Source organism: Citrobacter sp. wls706 (assembly GCF_005281305.1).
In the GTDB taxonomy this organism is placed as follows: Bacteria; Pseudomonadota; Gammaproteobacteria; order Enterobacterales; family Enterobacteriaceae; genus Citrobacter; species Citrobacter werkmanii.
The window spans coordinates 137943-158953 of the sequence record NZ_SZXG01000030.1 but is presented as its reverse complement, the minus strand read 5'-3'; the positions used below and the strand labels follow the sequence as shown (position 1 = coordinate 158953).

At 52.1% G+C, this 21011-nt stretch carries 19 protein-coding genes; 2 read left to right on the top strand and 17 right to left on the bottom strand.

Going from position 1 to position 21011, the window contains the following annotated elements; all coding sequences use genetic code 11:
• Positions 1–169: 169 nt before the first annotated feature.
• The 9 genes from flhe to tar form a co-directional block, all read right to left on the bottom strand.
• Entirely contained in the window at positions 170–562 is a 393-nt protein-coding gene (gene flhe / locus FDW92_RS08645) for a flagellar protein FlhE (RefSeq protein ID WP_042307783.1), read from the bottom strand.
• Positions 562–2640, bottom strand: coding sequence for a flagellar biosynthesis protein FlhA (gene flhA, locus FDW92_RS08640; protein ID WP_042307781.1), 2079 nt, complete (start codon positions 2638–2640; stop codon positions 562–564). Before flhA ends, flhe begins: the two co-directional genes overlap by 1 nt.
• Entirely contained in the window at positions 2633–3784 is a 1152-nt protein-coding gene (flhB, locus tag FDW92_RS08635; protein ID WP_042307779.1) for a flagellar biosynthesis protein FlhB, read from the bottom strand. The genes flhA and flhB overlap by 8 nt, the downstream gene beginning before the upstream one ends.
• Before the next feature lie 157 nt (positions 3785–3941).
• Complete coding sequence (cheZ, locus tag FDW92_RS08630; RefSeq protein WP_042307997.1) at positions 3942–4586, bottom strand: protein phosphatase CheZ; 645 nt, start codon at positions 4584–4586, stop codon at positions 3942–3944.
• A 13-nt stretch (positions 4587–4599) separates the two neighbouring features.
• Positions 4600–4989 carry a chemotaxis response regulator CheY gene (cheY, locus tag FDW92_RS08625; protein WP_042307777.1) on the bottom strand — a complete coding sequence of 130 codons (390 nt, stop codon included), beginning with the start codon at positions 4987–4989 and terminating at the stop codon, positions 4600–4602.
• Positions 4990–5007: 18 nt separating this feature from the next.
• Complete coding sequence (locus FDW92_RS08620) at positions 5008–6057, bottom strand: chemotaxis response regulator protein-glutamate methylesterase (protein WP_038641470.1); 1050 nt, start codon at positions 6055–6057, stop codon at positions 5008–5010.
• Entirely contained in the window at positions 6054–6926 is an 873-nt protein-coding gene (gene cheR, locus FDW92_RS08615; protein ID WP_038641472.1) for a protein-glutamate O-methyltransferase CheR, read from the bottom strand. Before cheR ends, FDW92_RS08620 begins: the two co-directional genes overlap by 4 nt.
• Positions 6927–6945: 19 nt before the next feature.
• Entirely contained in the window at positions 6946–8547 is a 1602-nt protein-coding gene (gene tap / locus FDW92_RS08610; RefSeq protein ID WP_042307774.1) for a methyl-accepting chemotaxis protein IV, read from the bottom strand.
• Positions 8548–8590: 43 nt separating this feature from the next.
• Entirely contained in the window at positions 8591–10252 is a 1662-nt protein-coding gene (gene tar / locus FDW92_RS08605) for a methyl-accepting chemotaxis protein II (RefSeq protein ID WP_042307772.1), read from the bottom strand.
• A gap of 406 nt (positions 10253–10658) precedes the next feature.
• Between tar and FDW92_RS08600 the strand changes: the two genes are divergently transcribed.
• Positions 10659–11918: a dicarboxylate/amino acid:cation symporter gene (locus FDW92_RS08600; protein WP_042307769.1), complete on the top strand. Its 1260-nt coding sequence runs from the start codon at positions 10659–10661 to the stop codon at positions 11916–11918.
• 79 nt (positions 11919–11997) lie between these two features.
• On the opposite strand, the gene cheW is transcribed toward FDW92_RS08600, so the two are convergent.
• The 6 genes from cheW to flhD all read right to left on the bottom strand — a co-directional run bounded on the left by cheW (position 11998) and on the right by flhD (position 17436).
• Complete coding sequence (gene cheW, locus FDW92_RS08595) at positions 11998–12501, bottom strand: chemotaxis protein CheW (RefSeq protein ID WP_042307767.1); 504 nt, start codon at positions 12499–12501, stop codon at positions 11998–12000.
• A 21-nt stretch (positions 12502–12522) separates the two neighbouring features.
• On the bottom strand, positions 12523–14571 hold the full coding sequence (cheA, locus tag FDW92_RS08590; protein WP_042307765.1) for a chemotaxis protein CheA: 2049 nt from the start codon (positions 14569–14571) through the stop codon (positions 12523–12525).
• A gap of 4 nt (positions 14572–14575) precedes the next feature.
• Positions 14576–15505 carry a flagellar motor protein MotB gene (motB, locus tag FDW92_RS08585; protein ID WP_042307763.1) on the bottom strand — a complete coding sequence of 310 codons (930 nt, stop codon included), beginning with the start codon at positions 15503–15505 and terminating at the stop codon, positions 14576–14578.
• The gene (gene motA, locus FDW92_RS08580) at positions 15502–16389 is read right to left on the bottom strand and encodes a flagellar motor stator protein MotA (RefSeq protein ID WP_032939611.1); all 888 of its coding nucleotides are present in this window, start codon (positions 16387–16389) and stop codon (positions 15502–15504) included. Before motA ends, motB begins: the two co-directional genes overlap by 4 nt.
• 124 nt (positions 16390–16513) lie before the next feature.
• Positions 16514–17092, bottom strand: a complete 579-nt coding sequence (flhC, locus tag FDW92_RS08575) for a flagellar transcriptional regulator FlhC (protein WP_042307995.1) — start codon at positions 17090–17092, stop codon at positions 16514–16516.
• 2 nt (positions 17093–17094) lie between these two features.
• The gene (gene flhD, locus FDW92_RS08570; RefSeq protein WP_003034622.1) at positions 17095–17436 is read right to left on the bottom strand and encodes a flagellar transcriptional regulator FlhD; all 342 of its coding nucleotides are present in this window, start codon (positions 17434–17436) and stop codon (positions 17095–17097) included.
• A 794-nt stretch (positions 17437–18230) separates the two neighbouring features.
• On the opposite strand from flhD, the gene uspC reads away from it, so the two are divergent.
• A complete protein-coding gene (gene uspC / locus FDW92_RS08560) occupies positions 18231–18659 on the top strand; it encodes a universal stress protein UspC (protein WP_137400601.1) in 429 nt (142 codons plus the stop codon).
• Between the two features lie 16 nt (positions 18660–18675).
• Here the strand turns inward: uspC and otsA are convergent, their stop codons facing one another.
• The gene (otsA, locus tag FDW92_RS08555) at positions 18676–20097 is read right to left on the bottom strand and encodes an alpha,alpha-trehalose-phosphate synthase (protein WP_042307759.1); all 1422 of its coding nucleotides are present in this window, start codon (positions 20095–20097) and stop codon (positions 18676–18678) included.
• Positions 20072–20875: a trehalose-phosphatase gene (gene otsB, locus FDW92_RS08550; RefSeq protein WP_042307757.1), complete on the bottom strand. Its 804-nt coding sequence runs from the start codon at positions 20873–20875 to the stop codon at positions 20072–20074. Before otsB ends, otsA begins: the two co-directional genes overlap by 26 nt.
• Between the last annotated feature and the right edge of the window lie 136 nt (positions 20876–21011).

Here is a 21011-nt window from a genome sequence, read left to right as displayed (position 1 = left end):
TGAAACCTTTCTGTTTCTGCCAGGGATGTTCGCGAAATGGCAACAGCACAAAGAGTCCGGCAACGTATGTCACCAATTTTATAAAACAGCGTTTCTTTTTAATCAAAGCGGAGGGCTAAAATTGCGAAGCAGCCAGCAGTTTCTGCTGCTGGCCTAATGAAGAGAGGCGTTAACGATAGTTCACAATCACCTGATTGCTCTGTACTTGTAAGGCGGGGATCAGGCGACCGCCGCCAGGAACTTCCCAGACAAAATGCATAGGTTCAATGGCAGGAACATTATTGAACCCGTTGGTGGTGCCACTTTGCCCGTCCAGCTCGACACAACGAGACTGAGAGCATAAACGCACACGTAACCCTGCAGGAGTTGGGCCATTAAGCTCATAGCGCCACGCCACTAAGGTCATCAAACCCGAGACTGGTTGGCTCGGAACCAGAGGTGCAGACGAAGCTGACTGACCACGGTGGTTTAAGGTGATCCCCATCCCGCTTGCCTGCCATGCCCCTTCTCCGGCTGCCTGCGCCACCAAAGGAAAAACCAACAACCACAGTAAGTTACGCATTATTTACCTCCAATGGTCGCCGTCATACGAATATGGCGGTTATCGGAAAGCTCCATGTTCGATAACACCACCAGCTGCGGTATGCTGCGGCGTAAAAAGCGTGCCAGTAACGGACGCAACGCGTGATTAACCAGCAATACCGGCGGCGCGCCCAACATTTCCTGGCGGGAGAGCGCTTCCTGGGTTTGGGCCAGCAGCCGGTCCGCCAGACCAGGCTCCAGACCGCCGCCGCCCTGTAATGCTTGCAGCAGCAGACGTTCAAGCGGGGTATCCAGGCCAATAACCTGAACCTCTTCATTACCCGGGAACCATTGCTGGGTGATGGCGCGCCCCAGCGCAACACGGACTACCGCAGTAAGCTCATGCGGATCGTTTTGCAGCGGCGCATGTTCAGCCAGCGTTTCGAGAATGGTGCGCATATCGCGAATCGGTACTTTTTCGTCCAGTAGGTTCTGCAGCACTTTGTGCAGTGTGGTCAGCGTCACAACCCCAGGGACCAGATCTTCGGTTAGCTTTGGCATCTCCTGTGAGACGCGGTCCAGGAGCTGTTGCGCTTCCTGGCGCCCGAACAGCTCCGCGGCAAACTGACCAATCAGGTGATTCAGATGCGTAGCGACAACGGTACTCGCTTCAACCACCGTAAAGCCCTGAATCTGCGCCTGTTCCTTCAATGCGCTCTCAATCCAGATAGCGTCCAGACCGAAAGCCGGATCGACCGTTTTCTCACCCGGCAACGAACCTGCCGCCGTCCCTGGATTAATGGCCAACCAACGTCCGGGATAAGCGTCCCCGCTGCCGATTTCCACCCCTTTCATCAGAATGCGATAGCGGGCGGGTTGCAGATCCATATTGTCGCGGATGTGGACCACCGGCGGCAGGAAACCCATATCCTGGGCAAATTTCTTACGAATACTGCGAATGCGCCCCAGAAGCTCGCCATCCTGCTGAAAATCCACCATTGGGATCAGGCGGTAACCCACCTCCATTCCCAGTGAATCCTCCAGTTGAACATCGTTCCAGGTGGCTTCCACCACAGAGTTATTTTCCGGCATTTTCACCGGCTGAGGCTCAGCAGGCGCTTTAAGTTCGCGACCACGCATCCACCAGGCCAGACCCAGTAACGCAGCGGTAAACATCAAAAATACCAGGTTTGGCATACCAGGTACCAGGCCCAGCAAACCCAGCACCGCTGCACTAAGCAGCATAACGCTTGGATTACTGAACAGTTGGGTCACCATCTGTTCGCCTACATCCTGGTCGGTACTCACGCGGGTCACAATAACACCCGCCGCTGTTGAGATGACCAGCGCGGGGATCTGCGCGACCAGGCCGTCACCGATAGTCAGCAGGGTATAACTTTCCGCTGCGCTTCCCATGCTCATGCCATGCTGTAACACCCCGACCAACAGGCCGCCGACGACGTTGATCACCATGATCAAAATACCGGCGATGGCATCTCCGCGTACGAATTTACTCGCACCGTCCATCGAACCGTAGAAGTCCGCTTCCTGCGTCACTTCCGAACGTCGTTTTTTGGCTTCATCTTCGCCAATCAGTCCGGCATTCAAGTCGGCATCAATCGCCATCTGCTTGCCGGGCATACCATCCAGCACGAAGCGCGCGCCAACTTCAGCAATACGACCTGCGCCTTTGGTGATAACCATAAAGTTAATGATGACGAGAATAACGAAGACCACGATACCGATGGCAAAGTTACCGCCCACCAGGAAGTGACCAAAGGCTTCAACCACCTTCCCCGCCGCCGCCGCACCGGTATGTCCTTCCATCAAAATGATACGCGTCGACGCGACGTTCAGGGCCAGGCGCAATAATGTGGTGAACAGCAAAATCGTCGGGAATGCAGCAAACTCAAGCGTGCGCTGTGTAAACATCGCGACCAGCAGCACCATAATCGACAGCGCAATGTTAAACGTGAACAGCAGATCGAGGATGAAAGCCGGCAGCGGCAGTACCATCATCGACAGGATCAGCAGAATGAGGATCGGCCCGGCAAGAATTTGCCATTGCGTGGATTTCATGTTGCCGGGCAGGCGCAGCATCGCGACCAGATTAGCCATCAGTATTCTTCTCGTTCATAAAATCCAGTGCGTCAGGCACCGGAAGGTTTTCAGGTTGTGGTGGCGGCTTGCCGCCTGCCAGACGCCAGCGTTTTAACTGCCATACCCATGCCAGCACTTCGGCAACGGCGGCATATAATTGACCCGGTATTTGCTGACCAATCTCCGCATGGCGATATAATGCACGCGCCAGCGGTGGTGCTTCTAACGTTGGAACACGATGCTCGGCGCCAATCTCACGAATACGCAGCGCCACCAGCCCCGCGCCTTTGGCAACAACTTTCGGCGCACTCATTTTGTTCTCGTCATACTGCAACGCCACCGAGTAGTGCGTTGGGTTGGTCACAATGACGTCCGCTTTCGGTACATCCGCCATCATGCGACGCTGTGCCGCCGCGCGCTGCATTTGGCGTATTTTGCCCTTAACGTGCGGGTCGCCTTCGCTTTGCTTAAATTCGTCACGGATATCCTGACGCGACATGCGCAACTTTTTCACATGGCTATAAATCTGGAAAAACACGTCGAATCCGACCATGGGAATGACGCCCAGCACCACCAACAGCGCGCACATACCGACTAAATCCAGGGCGTTGCCCATCGCCGTAATCGGAGATTCCGCCATCAGCCGCATCATCGCTGGCCAGTTATGCCAAAGATAAAATCCGGCCACGCTTCCCACCAACGTGGACTTCAGTATCGCTTTGAGTAGTTCGGCACCGGTTTGCGCGGAAAACATGCGTTTAATGCCCGGCAGCGGATTCAGCTTAGAGAACTTGGGTTGCAGAGATTTACCACTGAAGATCAAGCCACCAAGCATCACGGGTGAGATCAATGCCACCAGAACGACGCCAGTAATCAACGGCAACAGCGCAATCATCGCGTCTTTAATCAGCAGGATGATTTGGCTGAGGATCAGATTTGGGTCATTGACCATACTGTGGTCAAACCGTAGCCCAGCCGACAGCATGCCAGCCAGTCTGCGGGCCAGCGACTCCCCGCCAATCCAGATAATGCATACTCCCACCAGCAAAATAAGCAGTGAAGTCAGCTCTTTGGATCGGGGGATCTGCCCTTCCTCCCGTGCTTTTTCAAGTCGGTGGGGTGTGGGGGCTTCTGTTTTGTCGTCGTCGCTTTCTTCTGCCACGCATCAGACCCTGGATAGACGTATAGGCGAGAATGATGCCAGAACAGCTATCCGGCAATGGGCAGAGTAAGCGGTAAAAAAGACGGGATTTATGGCTTTAAGCAGAATTGCGCGTAAGCCGGATGAGAGGTCACGCCCCACATCCGGCAAATACTCATCAGAAACCGAGGCTGTCCAGCAGGTCGTCAACCTGATCCTGACTTGCCACCACGCCAGCTTTTGAGGTGTCAACCTGCGGGCCGTTCAGCAAGCTTTCGTTTTCGCGTTTTGGACGAGTACCCTGCTCCGGAATGTTTTCCAGCAGAACCATCAGCAACTGACGTTCAATCTCCTGAATAACATCCATCATGCGCTTGATGACCTGACCAGTGAGGTCCTGGAAATCCTGCGCCATCATGATGTCCAGCAGCTGGGCATTAGTAAAGCTGGTATGTCCAGGCACGTCACCAAGGAACTGACGGGTGTCGGTAACCAGTTCACGGGCATCAGACAGCTCGATCGGATTTTCGAACCATTCATCCCAGCGTTTGGTCAGGTCTTTGGCACCTTTTTCCATCGCGTCCTGGTGCGGCTGCGAAGCTTCCACGCTGTTCAGCGCGCGCTCTGCCGCCTGCGCGGTCATTTGCACAACGTAATCGAGACGATCGCGGGCATCAGGAATCGCTTCCGCCGCTTCGGCAATGGCCTGATCCAGCCCCAGTTCGCGCAGGCTGTCGCGCAGCATTCGGGTCAAACTGCCGATGCGCGCGATGATGTCCCCTGCTGAGTGTTCGTCAGCAGGTTTAATTTGTGGTTGCATCATCATTATCACACCCTCACATGCCCAGTTTCTCAAAGATCTTATTGAGTTTTTCTTCCAGCGTCGCCGCAGTAAACGGTTTCACGACATAACCACTGGCTCCTGCCTGTGCTGCCGCAATGATGTTTTCTTTTTTCGCTTCTGCCGTAACCATCAGCACCGGCAGGGAGGACATTCCGCCATCTGCGCGAATGGTTTTCAGCAGTTCCAGGCCGTCCATGTTCGGCATGTTCCAGTCGGAAATGACAAAACCAAATCCCCCAGCCTGCAGCTTATTCAGCGCATCCACGCCGTCTTCCGCTTCTTCAACATTGTTGAACCCCAGCTCTTTGAGCAGGTTACGCACGATGCGACGCATGGTGGAAAAGTCATCCACAACCAAAAACTTAAGCTCTTTATCCGCCATAAAAAATAGACTCCTGATTCAAATACGTATTGCCTGTCCGGCACTGATTTTCGCCAACATTTGCTGGCTTACCTGGCTAAGATCGACCACTTCGCTTACGCCACCCATATTGATGGCCTCGCGCGGCATGCCGAACACCACACAACTTGCTTCATTTTGCGCAATGGTCCAGGCGCCAGCCTGGTTCATCGCTAACATTCCGGCGGCGCCATCGTTGCCCATACCGGTCAGGATCACTCCCACGGCATTGCGCCCCGCATGTTTTGCCACCGAATGGAACAGCACATCCACTGAAGGCCGGTGCCGGTTAACCGGCGGGCCGTCATGAATTTTGATTTGGTAGTTCGCGCCGCTGCGCGCCAGTTCCATATGTTTGTCACCGGGCGCAATATACGCATGCCCCGGGAGAACGCGTTCCCCGTCTTCTGCTTCTTTCACCGTGATCTGACACAGTTTGTTCAGACGTTCGGCGAACGAGCGGGTAAATCCTGGCGGCATATGCTGGGTGATAAGAATACCCGGACTTGAAAGCGGCAATGGCTGGAGTACATGGCGAATTGCTTCTGTTCCTCCGGTTGAGGCGCCAATCACCAGCAATTTTTCCGAACTGAGTAACGGCCCTGCCTTCAAGGTCGTCGGTGCAGCCATGGGCTTATGGGCCGCCAGTTTTGCCCGCGACGCGGTGCGGATCTTCTCCGCGATCATTTCGCTGTAGGCCAGCATCCCTTCACGGATCCCCAGTTGTGGTTTGGTGACAAAATCAATTGCCCCCAACTCCAACGCCCGCAGCGTGACCTCTGAACCTTTACCGGTCAGCGAAGAAACCATCACTACCGGCATCGGACGCAGACGCATCAACTTCTCAAGAAAGTCGAGGCCGTCCATGCGCGGCATTTCCACATCCAGCGTCAGGACGTCGGGATTGTATTTTTTGATTAAATCCCGGGCGACCAATGGATCCGGTGCCGTCGCCACCATTTCCATATCGCTGTGGCTATTAATAATTTCGGTCATGATTTGACGCATCAATGCAGAATCATCAACCGACAACACCCTGATTTTACTCATGCTTTATCCTTACCTGGCGCATGCGCATACACGGTCTGTCCACGCAGGCTAAACTCGCGCACGAGGTTGCTAAAGTTTTCTGAATGACCTGCAAATAGCAGCCCATCGGGTTTAAGAAGTGGAACAAAACGGTGCAAAATATCCTGTTGCGTCGTTTTATCGAAGTAGATCATTACGTTACGGCAAAATATGGCATCGAAGGGCCCTGGCACGTTGTACTGCTTATCCAGTAAATTCACGCTGGAAAATTCAACATGCCCCGCCAGCTCCTGCCGGACGCGTACCAGCCCTTCATGCGGTCCGGTGCCGCGCATGAAATAACGCTGCAACTGCTGGGGTGACAGCGTCTTCAGCTCATCAAGACGGTAAATGCCGCTTCTGGCCTTTTCCAGCACTTCGGTATCAATGTCGCTGGCAAAAACACGCCAGCGACCCGGCGCCATACCTAAGGTATCGGCGAGCGTAATGGCAATGCTGTACGGCTCTTCTCCGGTTGACGCTGCCGCACTCCAGACACGATATTCACCGCTACGCCGACGAGCATGATCTGACAGCACCGGAAAATGGTGCCCTTCGCGAAAAAACGCGGTCAGGTTGGTGGTCAGAGAATTAATAAAAGCCTGCCACTCAGCACTGTTCTGGTTAGCTTCCAGCATGCTGAGATAGCGACCAAAGTCATCCAGACCCAGGGTTCGCAGGCGGCGGACCAGGCGGTTATACACCATGTCCCGTTTATGGTCGGCCAGTACGATCCCCGCACGCTGGTAGATTAATTGACATATCCGACGAAAATGCGCGTCAGACAGCGCGAGGCGCTGTGTCATCTGTAACAATAATGACGTTTGCCCGGAGGGCAGAGATGATGTCATAGCGCCTTCTCAATCACATTCAGGATACAACGGGCACAACCTGCGGCTGCGCCAACTCTTGTTTTGCTACGTTTTGCTCTTCAAGCTTAAAAAATGCGACACAGGCAGAAAGATGATCGGCCTGCGTCGCGAGTTGTCCGGTGGCGGATGCGGCTTCTTCCACCAGCCCGGCGTTTTGCTGCGTCACGGAGTCCATCTGGCTGACGGCCTGCGCCACCTGTTCAATGCCTCTGCGTTGTTCATCGGACGCCGAGGCAATCTCCCCCATGATGTCGTTCACCCGGGTAACGGAGCTGACAATTTCTGTCATCGTGCGCGCCGCCATATCCACCAGTTGCGATCCCTGCTGAACCCGGGTGACAGACTCCTCAATCAGTCCCTTAATTTCCTTTGCTGCCTGTGCGCTCCGGCTGGCCAGATTGCGCACTTCTCCAGCAACAACGGCAAAACCGCGCCCCTGTTCCCCCGCTCGGGCAGCCTCTACTGCGGCATTCAGCGCCAGGATATTGGTCTGAAAGGCAATGCTGTCAATCACCCCGATAATGTCGCCAATTTTCTGCGAGCTGGCGGAAATCTCATGCATCGTACTGGCGACCCGCGAGGTCTGCTCCCCACCTTTATGCGCTGTATCTGCCGCACTTTTGGCAATTCCTGAAGCCTGGCGCGCGTTATCAGCATTCTGCCCCACGGTGGCAGTGAGTTGTTCCATACTGGCGGCCGTTTGCGCCAGTGCAGCCGCCTGCTGTTCAGTTCGTGAAGACAAATCGTTATTGCCCATCGCGATCTCTGAAATGCCGCTATGCATGGCTGAGCTACCCTGGCGAACTTCACTCACCGTTTCACGCAGCGCCTGCTGCATCTTCTTCAGGCTGGCAAAAATGGCCGAGATCTCATTGCGACCATAAACCGCTACCGGCCGTGCCAGGTTACCCGCGGCAATACTGTCGAAATGGCTGCCGATAATCGCCAGCGGCTGGACAATCATCTTGCGCGACCAGTACAACGCCGCACTGGTTAAGAGCACCGCCAGTACCACCATGACAGCGAAAATCACCCCCGACATATGATAATTTCGCTGGCTGAGATCCCCTGCTGTTTGCAACACGCGGTCGATGTTGCTCTGCCACGCATTAACATTCGCATCAAAAGCAGCCTGCGAAGCCTGCACCGGCGCGGTCAGAAAATCCGACAATTGGTTGTTCTCAAGCCAGGTTGCCTGATGAACCAGATCGCTATGCCATTGGCTAAAGCTTTTCTCCGTCGCGCCAATCAGCGCCTTCCCTTGTTCTGTGGTATCCGACGTCGCCATAAAGCGTTTAAACATTGACTCGGACTGCGCCAGGCTATCGCGCGCAAGCGTCATCAAGGCTTTGATATCCTCTGGCGGATAGCTCAGGGCAGTCAGCGTTCCTGCCTTATTAAGGGCCGTACTGGCCTGTAATAACACAGCACGGGTTTGGGCCAGCGCAGCGCGTTGCTGGTTACTCCGTTCGACCTGATTCAGGTTTTGAAAACCGTCCCGAAATGCCCAGAAGGACAAGCCATTACTGCCAATCTGCAAAACACCGCAGAGGATTAAAATCAAAAACAGCGTGGTCGAAATTCGAATACGATTAAACATCAACGCTCCCATCAGGCGGCGCAGGCCGCGGTTTAACTACCAGTCAAAATGTTTCCCAATTCGTATCTTGTTCAATATTCTGGCGCGGAGATGATGCAGTCACAGTCGCCGCCACAGGTAACCGTGTATCACGGGGTTTAGCCGACGCCGGGCGTGACGCGAGACGGAAAATCGACACCGACTGGGTTAGGCGACTGGCCTGTTCTTCGAGCGCTGCCGCTGCGGCGGCCGATTCCTGAACCAGCGAGGCGTTCTGTTGCGTCACACGATCCATTTCAGATACTGCGAGCGCAACCTGATCTATCCCGCGGCTCTGCTCGTCTGAAGCGGAGGCGATTTCCCCCATAATGTCGGTCACCCGCGTCACCGCGTTGACAATGTCATTCATGGTTTCCCCGGCGCTCTCTACCAGTACAGAACCGGTATCCACTCGGGAAACAGAGTCTTCAATCAATGCTTTGATCTCTTTCGCCGCCTGCGCACTACGGCTCGCCAGATTACGCACTTCACCTGCGACTACGGCAAAACCACGCCCCTGCTCACCGGCACGCGCAGCTTCAACCGCCGCATTCAGTGCGAGAATGTTGGTCTGGAAAGCAATGCCATCGATGACGCTGATGATGTCGGCAATTTTCTTCGAACTATCGGCAATTTCATGCATGGTGTTCACCACGCTATCAACCACTTTGCCGCCATGCTGTGCGGTATCGGAGGCGCTTTTCGCCAATTGAGAAGCCTGACGCGCGTTATCCGCATTTTGCTTCACGGTTGCGGTCAGTTGTTCCATGCTGGCTGCGGTCTCTTCCAGCGCAGACGCCTGTTGCTCAGTACGGGAGGAAAGATCGGTGTTACCACTTGCAATTTCGCTGGTACCGGAATAAATCGCATCAGAGCCTTCACGTACCAGGGTGACAGTTTCCGTCAGCGAACGTTGCATATGGTCAACCGTACTGGCCAGCTCACCAATCTCGTTACGTCCATGGACCGTCAGCGTCGCGGTTAAATTACCGCTGGCGATCTCACGGATATGAGCAATAACGCGCGCCAGAGGGTTGAGCAAGGTATGACGGATGCCGTACCACACCACCACCAGAATCAGCACCAGCACCACGGCCAGAATGCCGAGCTGCCATTGAGCGAAGTGGTAATCACGCGCGCTTTGATCGAATGCCTGCACGTAAAGCTTCTCGCTAACGCTGGCATACTTACCCAACGCCTCGCCGAGCGCGTTTTGCATTCCCTGAGTAGGTTGCGCGAAATAGGCGTCCATATTGCCGTTTTCCAGAAACTGGACCAGTTCTGATAAGGCCGCATGGTACTGCTGATACTTCTCATCGACACTGCCGCTGGCTTCTGCCATCTCCGGCAACGGCGTGATGTTTTTAAATTTTGCGTAATGCGTTTCTGCCTGCGCCAGCGATGCTTTCGCATTCTTCAGCAGATCGTTTTTCGCGCTGCTTTGCTGATTGGACGCATCCATCATCATACGCGCGGAAGAACGGCTTAAATTAATTCGTGTCTGCAGCATCAGATCCCATGTCGAGGTGAGTTCGCTTTGCTGCTGTCGAAGATCGTTAGAAATAACAAAACTTTGCTGATTCTGCTGCAATGAAGAAAACAACAGACCACCGGAAACAAGCTGTAGCAGTGCGAAAACCCCCAGCACCATCATCAGCATTGTGACAACGCGGATACGGTTAAACATAAGGCACCTTCCTGAAAACGAGTTATCAACGTTATCGGCACTCGCTGAGATAACTTTACGTTTGCGAAAGGGAAATACAGGAAGGAAATAAAGTCAGGCAGAACCACTGAACAGCAGTTGAACGGCCACTACAAGCCATTCACATAAAAACATCATAATTATCATGTAAATAACATTTATTTCTGCCTGTTCTTGTGGCCAGATGAGAACAATCATGCATTTTATCGTGACAGAGATCACATATTGACCTTGTAAATACCACAACAAAATGAATAAAAAATTAAAAAAAGTTGTATCCGCTTACGCTTTAATTCAATTTATATGATGAATATTTAGTTACCACTTAATAAGTATAAAAAATGAATAACCGAACAATAAATGTTAAATCCTTACTGAGGGCTTTTTAGTGGCAAATGCAAACAAACTCACGTTGTTTATTGTGATCTTCATGCTGGCGGGGATCCTGTCGGGTGCAGTCATCCACTCTTATGCCTCCCCCGGCATTGTTACCGCCTGGGCTGATAATATTACGCTTCTCACTGACATCTTTTTACGCCTGATTAAGATGGTGATTGCGCCTTTAGTCTTCAGCACCCTGACCGTGGGTATTATGCGCCTGGGCGAAACCTCAACCATCGGGCGCGTGGGCGGCAAAGCGATGATCTGGTTTATCAGCTCTTCTATTCTGTCTATTCTGGTCGGTCTGTTTGTGGTCTCGCTCGAACAACCTGGCAGCGGCCTGAATCTGGCGATTCCGCTGGAAGCCACTGATACCGGCCTGGCTGTGGGCGGTATGAGCCTGAAAGGTTTTCTGACTCACACCATCCCCACCAGCATCGCCGAGGCGATGGCCAATAATGAGATCCTGCAAATCGTCGTGTTCTCGATGTTCTTCGGTATTGGTGGAGCATCGCTCGGCGAAAAATTTAACGCCCCGCTGGTTGCCGCGCTGGATGTCGTCTCCCACATTATGTTGAAGGTAACCGGTTACGTGATGTATGTTGCGCCGCTGGCTATTTTTGCCGCCATTTCCTCCGTTATCTCTACCCAGGGCCTGGGGATCCTGCTCAACTATGCGTCGTTCATTGGTGGTTATTATGTGGCCATTTTGCTGACCTGTCTGGTCCTGCTGGCCGTGGGTTATGTGATGCTGAAAAAAGAGGTGTTCCGCCTGGTCAGCATGCTGAAAGACCCGGTTCTGGTCGCCTTTACCACCAGCAGTTCCGAAGCCGCTTATCCGAAAACGCTGGAGCAATTAACCAAATTTGGTTGCTCGCCCAATATCGTGTCATTTGTACTGCCTATCGGTTATTCGTTTAACCTGGTGGGTTCTATGGTCTACTGCTCATTTGCATCTATGTTTATCGCACAGGCCTACAATATCCATCTCTCCTTTGCAGAAATCACCGTCCTGATGTTGACCCTGATGCTGGCGTCCAAAGGGATTGCCGGTGTGCCGCGTTCTGCGCTGGTGGTGCTGGCGGCAACCATCCCAAGCTTTAATATTCCGGTTGCAGGAATTTTGCTACTGATGGGTATCGACCATTTCCTCGATATGGGTCGTTCAGCGATTAACGTATTGGGTAACGGGATTGCAACGGCGATGCTGGCACAGGATGAAGGTTTACTGGAAGAAGAACCGGAGCTGGTTGAGCGGAAAGCGTAAGAAGGAAAGTTGCCGGATGCGCTACGCTTATCCGGCCTACAACAGCAATTATTGTAGGCCGGATAATATGTTTACTTGTTTATGCCATATGAGCGGCGGCAATATCTAACAACGCCATCTCTTCACTGTTCAGCAGTTTCTCAATGTTGACCAGAATCAGCATCCGGTCTCCCAGCGCGCCCAGTCCCGTCAGATATTCCGTTGACAGCGTAACCGCGAATTCCGGTGCCGGTCGGATTTGATCGGTTGTCAGCGACAGCACGTCAGATACGCCATCCACCACAATCCCAACCACTCGTTGTCCCAGATTCAGCACAATCACCACGGTGTTTTCGTTGTAATCCACATCGCTCTGGCTAAACTTCACGCGCAGATCAACAATCGGCACAATCACACCGCGCAGATTCGTGACGCCTTTGATGAACGCTGGCGTGTTAGCAATGCGGGTTACCTGATCGTAACCACGGATTTCCTGCACTTTCAGGATATCGATACCGTACTCTTCATCCCCCAGCGTAAACACGAGGAATTCCTGACCTGACGGTTCGCCGGCCAGTTTAGTTACATTACTCATACCGGTCATATTATTCCCTTTCTTACTCAATCAGGCGGCTGTGATCGCCACACGTTGTTCGCGGTTTAAACCCTGCAATGCAGACACATCAACAATCAACGCGACGCTACCGTCGCCGAGAATTGTTGCAGCAGAAATACCTGGCACTTTGCGGTAGTTACTTTCCAGGTTTTTTACCACCACCTGGTGTTGGCCAATTAACTGATCGACAAGCAGCGCATAGCGACGACCTGCGCTTTGTAAAATCACCACGATGCCCTGCGTTGCTTCGGTTTTTGCGCCTTCAACTTCGAAGACTTTCCACAACTCAACCAGCGGCAAATATTCGCCACGCACTTCCAGAACGCGCTCTCCTCCGGCCAGCGGATGGAGATCTTCTTCGCGCGGCTGCAGTGACTCCATCACGGCATTCAGCGGCAGAATAAAGACTTCGTCCGCCACGCGTACGGACATCCCGTCAAGGATCGCCAGCGTCAGCGGCAGCAAAATTCGGATGGTCGTTCCCTGCCCTTGCTTCGATTGGATCTCAACATGGCCGCCCATCTCCTGAATATTTCGTTTCACCACATCCATGCCCACACCGCGACCAGAGACATCCGTCACCTGCTCGGCCGTTGAGAAGCCCGGAGCGAAAATCAGCATACCGACTTCGTCATCGCTCATATTTTCGTGGATCGGCATCCCCTGGGAGATCGCTTTGGCGAGGATTCGTTCGCGGTTCAGACCAGCGCCATCATCGGTCACTTCAATACAAATATTCCCACCCTGGTGTTCGGCGGAAAGCGTCAGATTGCCAATGGGGCTTTTTCCGGCTTCGAGACGTTTTTCCGGCAGTTCAATACCGTGGTCCAGGCTGTTACGCACCAGATGCGTCAATGGATCGATGATGCGTTCAATCAGGCTTTTATCGAGTTCTGTTGAACTCCCCACCTGCGTCAGCTCAACCTGTTTACCCAATTTACCGGCCAGGTCGCGGACCAGGCGTGGGAAACGGCTGAACACGTACTCCATCGGCATCATACGAATCGACATCACCGACTCTTGCAAATCGCGGGCGTTACGTTGTAACTGGCCCATACTGGTGATCAGATCGCCGTGATTAACAGGATCCAGTTCATTAGAACGCTGGGCCAGCATTGACTGGGTGATAACCAGCTCACCGACCAGGTTAATGAGCTGATCAACCTTCTCAACCGCTACGCGGATACTGGTTGATTCACTGGCGCGGGCTGGTTTGTCACGCTCTGCGCGGGCGTGTGGCGCTTCACTGGCGGCGGCTTTAGCCGCAGGCGCAACGGCAACCGGCTGCGGCGTCGCAACCATGGCTACCGCTTCAGTTTCCGCTTTTGTATCAACAGCCACGGGCGCTGCGCTGACGGTTTCGAATTCAATCTGGTCAGCTTCAATTACGAAGCAGAGCACCGCAATGATGTCATCTTCCGCGAGGTTGCCATCCAGCGTTGCTGACAACGTGTCGCTCCCTTTCACTACATCGGTTAAGGTCGCCAGATTCCCCAGTTCCTCTTCCAGCAGATCGACTTCACTGGATTTCAGACGCGAGAGAATAATGCGTTTCTTGATCTCTTCGCTGGCCGCAGCGGGATTGGCAACGGCTTCTTCCTGTATCGCCGCGCTGTCAACAACGCTCAGCTTTGCGGTATTGACGAGCGCGGGCGAGGTTTCACCTTTTGCTTCAAGCGCTAACTGTCGTAACGCATTACAAATGTACTCAAAGCTGGCGGCATCCGGCTCTTCTGAGTTTTTATAGGCGTCGAGCTGTTCCTGCATAATATCTTTCGTTTCCAAAAACAGGTTGATAATGTCGGCATTAAGCTGCATTTCGCCACGCCGCGCTTCATCCAGCAGGTTTTCCATCAGATGGGTCGTTTCCTGCAAAATGGTAAAGCCGAAGGTGCCCGCGCCGCCTTTTATCGAGTGCGCGGCACGAAAAATGGCATTCAGCTGTTCGGAATCCGGGGCTTCAGGAACCAAATCAAGCAGGTGTTGCTCCATGTCGGCCAACAGTTCGTCGGCTTCATCAAAAAAAGTCTGATAAAAATCGCTAATATCCATGCTCACGCTATCACCTCGGATTGGCTGGTGGCGATGTGGGAACGCTTACCGGCGGAAGTTCCGCTGGCTGTTGTAAGACACTTACCGGCTCATTCTGGCTTTCAGCGTTTTCATGCAAAATGGCCTCTTCTGCCTGCTTATTGAGAACCAGCAGGCTAATACGGCGGTTGATGGCGTCCTCAGGACCGCGATCGCTCAGACGCATCGTGGCGGCCATGCCTACCACCCGTAATACTTTTCCATCATCCAGACCGCCGCTAACCAGCTCGCGACGCGACGCATTAGCGCGATCGGCAGACAGTTCCCAGTTGCTGTACCCTTTCTCACCGTTGGCGTAAGGGTAATCATCCGTATGTCCGGAAAGACTAATTCGGTTAGGGATGCCGTTGAGCACCGGCGCAATAGCCCGCAGGATATCGCGCATATACGGTTCAACTTCAGCGCTGCCGGTCTTAAACATTGGTCGGTTCTGACTGTCGATAATCTGGATCCGCAGCCCTTCCTGGACTAAATCAATTTTCAAATGCGGACGCAGCGCACGCAGTTTGGGGTCCGATTCAATCAGTTGATCGAGATCGCCGCGAAGTTTGCTTAAACGGCTTTGCTCCATGCGTTTTCTCAAATCATCAATATTCGGCTGCTTGTGCACCTCTCCCTGCTGCTGGGTGTAATCATCACCTCCACCTGGAATGGGGCTTTCGCTATTCGAAATGCGATTACCACCAGTCACCGCGGTAGCCAGTGGGGTACGGAAATATTCGGCAATCTGGATCAATTCTTTAGGGCTGGAGATGGAAATGAGCCACATCACCAGAAAGAAGGCCATCATCGCGGTCATAAAATCGGCGTAGGCGATTTTCCACGAACCATGCGCCCCACCACCGTGACCTTTATGTTTGCGTCGCTTTACGACGATAATGGGATGGGCCTGATTTTTCATGCGTCCTCGGTCGTCTGCTGCGCAGCTGGATTTCTCACCGCACGAACATGCTCTTCCAGTTCGATAAACGAAGGACGTTCGCTGGAATACAATGTTTTACGACCAAATTCGACGGCAATCGGCGGGGCGTAACCATTCAGGTTGGAGAGCAGCGTGATCTTCACACACTGCATCATCTTGGTTGTTTCAGCACTTTTCTGACGCAGGACGCTGGCAAGTGGAGAAATAAAACCATAGGCCAGTAAAATACCGAGGAATGTCCCCACCATCGCATGCGCAATCAGCGAACCCAGCTCAGCTGCCGGACGATCGGCAGAAGCCAGCGCGTGGACAACGCCCATAACCGCCGCCACGATCCCGAAGGCCGGTAGCGAGTCGCCAACCATCGCCAGACTATTAGCCGGCACTTCGGCTTCGCTCTCATGAGTCTCAATTTCTTCGTCCATCAGCGCTTCAATTTCAAACGTATTCATGTTGCCGCTGATGATCAGACGCAGATAATCGACAATAAAATCAAGCATCACGGCATCCGCAAGAATGCGTGGATAGCTGGCGAAGATTTCACTCTCTTTAGGATTTTCGATATCACGTTCGAGAGAGAACATGCCCTGCTGACGTGACTTAGCCATCAGGCGATAGAGCAGCGCCAGCAGATCCATATACATCGCTTTGGTGTATTTCGAACGGCGAAAAAGCATCGGGATCGCTTTCATCGTCCCTTTGATGGCTTTTCCGTTATTGCCGACGATGAACGCCCCAATACCCGCGCCACCGATAATCACCAGCTCAGCCGGTTGATAGAGTGCCCCAAGGTGTCCGCCGGTCATCATGTAGCCGCCGAAAACTGTACCAATAACAACCAGGTAACCTAATAAGATAAGCACGACATCATCCTTTCGCAATTGACTATGACAGGATGCGCAGTCGGGTAGTTAACTTGAGGTCAGGACAAAAAAAAGCAGCGGTAATCGCTTACCGCTGCTGGAGTGTTTATCCACACCGTATCAGTTAAACAGCCTGTTCGATCTGTTCATCCAGCAGTTGTGGAATAATATCGGCAGCATTCTGAGAAAGTTTACGTCTTTTTACGGCCCGTGATGGCGGCTGGCATAAACTGCAGGCAAAGCTGCCTGCGGGTTGATGTGCGTGAGTGATAAAGTTCCCGCCGCAGCAGTTGCATGTGGACAATTCCAGCAATCCGCTGTCTACAAAACGAACCAGCGTCCATGCGCGAGTTAACGCCAGCAGGGGGCCTTCTTCCGGCTGCGGACACTGCTCAAGATATAAACGATACGCTTTAATTACGGCATCCACACCGCTACACAACCCTGTTTTGAGCAAAAATTGCCAGGCATTGCAAAACATCGAAGCATGGATATTTTGTTCCCACGTCATAAACCAATCGGTGGAGAAAGGAAGCATCCCTTTTGGCGGAGGACTGCCGCGTAATTCTTTGTACAGCTTGATAAGTCGACCACGGCTTAATTGCGTTTCGCTTTCCAGCATTTGCAAACGGGCGCCCAATGTGATTAATTCCATTGCCAACTGGATATCACGCGCTTCCTGAACAATGCTTTTTTCGCTCATCATCAAGCCCTTTTCTTGCGCGCTGCATCATCGATGTCGCTTAACAGTCGCGTAGAAAGCATGATGCCGGTATGAATTTGCTGGAGATCGTCAACGCGGGAGTCTTGCGTCAGGCGAGTAACAGTCTGGTGATCGTCGAAACGGAAATGACACACCAGTTGGTTTGTTTCAGCCAGTTTGACCATTTGAGGAAGTGTTAATGTTGCCAACGTGTCCGCCATCTCTTCGCTGATACCAAGGCGAAACATCGCAGATGCTTTGTCCTGAACGATCAAACGCTGTGCAAGCAATAAATATGACAAATTGATGTCATAAATGTGTTTCAGCAACTCGGATGTATGCATTATTTGCATCCATAATAACCAACATTATTTTCATGCGGTAAAACCGCACCCCGTGATGTCGCCGGGAAGCCCCGGTAAAAAAAAAGCAAAAGGTCAAATACATAGCAGCGTGATGACACATACACGTTGTGTAAACCAGCCCTTTTGAAGAATGCGCACTTCTTACAAGCTCACATCAATTCTTACAATTGTCTAAGATTTTTCCTAATTCGACGCAACTCTACCCGCCGCCAGTTACACATACAACGGAACCGTGCTGCGAATTTAAAGAATATGTGACACAGATCACATAAATCAACTAAACACTTAACATAAATCCATCAGCGTAGCTTTTACTTTGCTTATTTTTTAAACCAAGATTCATCTTTTCAATTCCTGGCTAACGAATATTCTTGCAATAAAAGCGAATAGTATTTTGTTCACAAACGTTAATATCACACTATGAAATAGCGAGCTGGATCACATATTTCATGCAAAACACTTTTTCAATTAAATTGTTTATAAACAAGAACTTAAATATTAAGGGTGATTAACTAATACCGCGTGGTGATAACTCGCCAAATGTTAATTTTTGTTTGTTTTTTATTAACGCATTGTTTTCATTAGCGGCGAGTTTTACTTAAGTTCGCTGAACGTATTTGCAAATGATGTGAAGCAATTATTCTATTTATAAGAATAATTAATGAATAATCATGATGGCATTCACACTATGTGAAGAGGAAACGTTGCAGTATGGAGTAAGCTGAGTAAAGCAGAAAAGTTCTCTCATAATTCTTGAAAAAAAGGAGCGAGTTATGAGCTATGCGCACATTCTGGTGGCGGTTGCCTCCACCCCTGAAAGCCAGCAGTTGTTAGCCAAGGCAGTTTCTATCGCTCGCCCTGTCAACGCTCGTATTAGCCTGATCACATTGGTCTCAGACCCTGAAATGTATAACCAGTTTGCCGCCCCCATGCTGGAAGATCTGCGTGAACTAATGCAAGAGGAGACCCAGGATTTTATCGATAAACTCAGCAAAGAAGCGCAGTACCCCATCGAACATACTTTTATTACCTATGGGGCACTGAATGAACATATTCTCGACGTTTGCCGTAAACACGCAGTCGATCTGGTCATTTACGGCAACCATAACCAGAGCTTCTTTTCGCGCGCTTCGTGCTCAGCAAAAAGCGTGGTCGGTGCCAGCCTGGTGGATGTTCTGCTGGTTCCTCTGGCTGGAGATTAATACCGCCTTCAGGTCTTCACGCCAGTTTCGAACAGGGAGTCACATTGTCTGACAACTGGCGTTTGCTCTGGCGCGACGTAACTTTTCTTAGATCGCATATAAATCTCGCCTGCCAGTTGTCGATATCGTTTTTAACAATAGTCTCGAGCATTTCAGCATGTCGAGAGACACGTTCAGCAAGCGACATTGTCAGCGCCTGGTTTAGAGCGCCAGCCACTTCATCCCGATCATAAGGATTCACGATAAGCGCAGAAGTTAGCTCATTTGCTGCCCCGGCAAATTGCGATAACACCAGAACGCCAGGGTTGGCAGGATCCTGTGCAGCCACATACTCTTTCGCCACCAGGTTCATACCATCGCGCAAAGGCGTTACCAACCCTACGTCCGAATAGCGGAATATTTTCATCAGCAATTTGCGGTCAAAATACTGGTTCAGATAGTAAAGCGGCGTCCAGCCCAACTGCCCATATTTACCGTTAATCCGCCCAGCCTCTGTCTCCAGTTGGTGGCGAATGTCCTGGTAGGCCTGCACTTCTCCGCGCGAGGTTGGCGCTATCTGCGTATAGCGAATTTTGCCATGGTGCTGCGGGTAATGCTCCAGCAGTGCCTCATAGGCCTGGAAGCGCTCTGGCAAGCCCTTGGAGTAATCCAAACGCTCAACAGAGAATATATTCTTCACATTTTTAAGCTCATCCTTTAACTGCGCCATTTTCGGCGGCAAAGGACCAGAAGCCTGGCGTGCGATTTCCTCCGGCTCAATGCCGATGGGATACACTTCTGTGCGAAACGCTTTATCCCATGCTTTGTGGTGCTTATCGCTCCGGGTAGTGACCTGAGTCTGGACTGCCAGACAATCCAGAAAAGCCTGGCGATCGTTTTCGGTCTGGAAACCCAGTAAATCAAAATCACACATCTGCTCAAGCAGGGCCTGATGTGGAGGTAGCGCGTTAAAAATTTCCGGCGTCGGGAAAGGGATATGCAGGAAAAAACCGATGCGATTATTCACTCCGCGTTTACGCAACTCATAGGCAAACGGTAACAGGTGGTAATCATGAACCCAAATAATGTCATCTTCGCTCAGTAGCGGCAGTAGCTTATCTACCAGCAAAGCATTAACCCGCTGATACCCTTCCCAGGCCGGGCGCTGAAACTGAACTAAATCCAACCGGTAGTGGAATGCAGGCCATAAAACGGCATTCGAAAACTGGCAGTAATACTCTTCGTAATCCTGCTCGCTCAAATTAAACGAGGCCCAGGTAATATTGCCACGAGTGACTTTTTTTAACGGTTTATCTTCATTACCGGTATCACCACTCCAGCCAAACCACAGTCCACCAGCAGTTTTTAATGCGCCCAACACACCGACCGCGAGCCCACCTGCGCTCCCTTTGTCATCTGGCGAGGCGATACGATTAGATACTACGACTAAACGACCCATAGTCACCTCTTCTGTTGTTTGTTGTATTCGATTGTTGCTGCGAAGAGTTAATTTGCTCCAGCCAACGCCAGACATCCCTGACGCCATCCAGACGCCATGTCGCCTGCGTCGCCCCGCTCCCCACCTTCACTGAAATACCGCCTGCGCGGTTAACTACCTCGAAACCTGTTTCATCCGTTAGATCATCACCGAAAAATACGGGGATCCGTCCGGCAAAAGGCGCTTCCTGCATAAATGCAGCAATCGCGTCGCCTTTATTCGCACCTTTAGGTTTTATTTCAACGACACATTTTCCATGCTGCAATGCAAGCTGCGGCCATGTATGCGTGATGCATTCAGCCAGCGTTATCAGCGCCGCTTCATGCTCTGGCGCCTGACGATAGTGCAGCGCGAAGGCCATACCTTTTGCTTCCAGCGTCGTGCCAGGCAGCTTCGACAGCGCCGTCTGTAACAACGCGCCTGCTTCACGTTCAATACCTGCGGCCAGGCGTACTATATGGGTTTGACCATTGATGTCACGGCGTTCTGCCCCATGCACTCCGGCGAGCGGAAAACGAAAGGGAGTGGTGAGACCGTCAAGCTCAGCCATCGAGCGCCCTGAAATCAATGCCAGCGCACCCGCGTTACGCGTCGCCAACTGATGTAATAATTGCAGGATTGTCTTAGGGACAACGACCTGGTCAGGATAGGGCTTGATCTCAGCCAGAGTCCCATCGAGATCAAAAAAATAAGCACAGTTTGCAGATTGTTCAGGGGGTAATGTCAGTGATGCTGTCACCCGGTTATCCTCCTCATCATGGTTTGTACGCCGCGCGGATCGCGCCGTATAGATGATGTATGACGGATATAAGTATAGACAGTGTGACCATGCTCGCCATTTGGAAAAACAATCGCCAGCCGGGTAGCGGCTGGCG